2 protein-coding genes and 1 pseudogene are annotated in these 1406 nt (G+C 62.5%); all 3 read right to left on the bottom strand.

Going from position 1 to position 1406, the window contains the following annotated elements:
- Positions 1–503 (bottom strand): carbon-nitrogen hydrolase family protein (locus RNA01_RS23225; RefSeq protein ID WP_284215327.1); only part of this gene is annotated, 503 nt, incomplete at its 3' end.
- The gene (traF, locus tag RNA01_RS23230; protein WP_147182443.1) at positions 493–1059 is read right to left on the bottom strand and encodes a conjugative transfer signal peptidase TraF; all 567 of its coding nucleotides are present in this window, start codon (positions 1057–1059) and stop codon (positions 493–495) included. The genes RNA01_RS23225 and traF, both read right to left, overlap by 11 nt.
- Positions 1056–1406, bottom strand: a pseudogene (locus tag RNA01_RS23235) (Ti-type conjugative transfer relaxase TraA); the annotation flags it as partial. The pseudogene RNA01_RS23235 and the gene traF, both read right to left, overlap by 4 nt.

Consider the following 1406-nt stretch of genomic DNA (forward strand, 5'->3'; position numbering starts at 1 on the left):
AGGGCAATGGCGATAGCCGGCCCGATCCGGGTTACGAGACCGATCAGGACAGCTGTCAAAGCGAGCAGCCTCCACCATCCCCATCCCGGAAACAGTATGCCGGCCGCTGTCAGCGGATGCGCCCAGCCTGTGATCCCGAGTGGCGGAAAAGCAGTGAGACCAAGGACCATGAGATAGCGCGCGGGCTTTGCCCATCCGCGCCGCACTGTCCAGAGTACCGCATGGACGGCAACGAAGGACAATGCCGCCACGATCCAGAAGCAGAGGCCGACCCAGAGATCCGCAGTAAAGAACTGGGCAACGCCGGCAGGCAATCCTCGCGACGCCGCCAGGAAATAGCCCGCTGCGACGAGGGCCGCGGCGATCCGCGTCGGTGATCGCGCCCACAGAAACGGGAAGAAGGTTGCCGCAGGTAGAAGGGACGCCTGGCCGCTCCAGCCGACCGCCCCGGCGACCACGGCAAGCGGGACGAGAACGGCAGCCATCCTGACCTCACGGCGCATAGGTCAACACCTCTTGCGCCAGACCGAGCACACCTGAAACAGGTACCGGCCCGAAATACCGGGAATCCCATGAGCCGATGAAGTTGGAATGCAAATATACCTCTCCGGGCCGCACCATCCCGCTTTGATCGTGCCGTAGAGATCGCCCCTGTCCGTCCTTCTCCATGATGCGGGAGCTGGCGATCGGTACGCCATCAATGGCGATGCGATCGGTGACGTCCACGCGCTGTCCCGCCAACGCGATGACTGTCTTGATCAACGGTGCGAACCCACCGGGGCAAAGTCCCGGGCGGAGATATCCGCGCTGCCTCGCCTCGCGCATGGCGGCATTGTCAGGCGGGCAGACGAAAACCGTTTCCCCGGACCGGGCAGCGCGCGTCAGCGGAATAATGCGCCAGAGGCCGAGCGGCTCACTCGGCGTCATGTTGACGCGCAGACCACCAATCCGACCCGCCGCAAAGAAGACGATCAGCAGGCCGGCAGATAAGGATAGCGTGACGCAGGCGCGGCGTCGTTGACGAGACATCGCAGGGCTTTCAGGCATCGCCAAATTCATTTCAGTGAAAGCCCCTTGGTCTGGGTTTGCCGCGCTGTTTCAGCCTGCTTCAATGCCAGCGTGGTGCGCTCGTGCGCGGCGAGTTGCTGCACAGTGCGCATGCTGTTCCAGGCCGACTGCACTTCGCTTTTCTGCGAAGGGTTCATCCCGGCCGTCAATTTGTGAAAGGTCTCGCCGTTTGAATCTTTTGCGGAGATCGGCAGCAGACTGCGTTCTCCGAAGCGCTCGGACACAGCCTTGGCGAAACCTTCGAGCTCGGCTTTCACGTTTCTGTCGGCCAGCGCATATTCGAGACCGGCGGGAAGATCGTTGCGATCGATCGCATCGCGGATCCGCTCAAGCGTTTG

It is taken from the genome of Paenirhizobium naphthalenivorans, assembly GCF_007992095.1.
Taxonomy (GTDB): Bacteria; Pseudomonadota; Alphaproteobacteria; order Rhizobiales; family Rhizobiaceae; genus Allorhizobium; species Allorhizobium naphthalenivorans.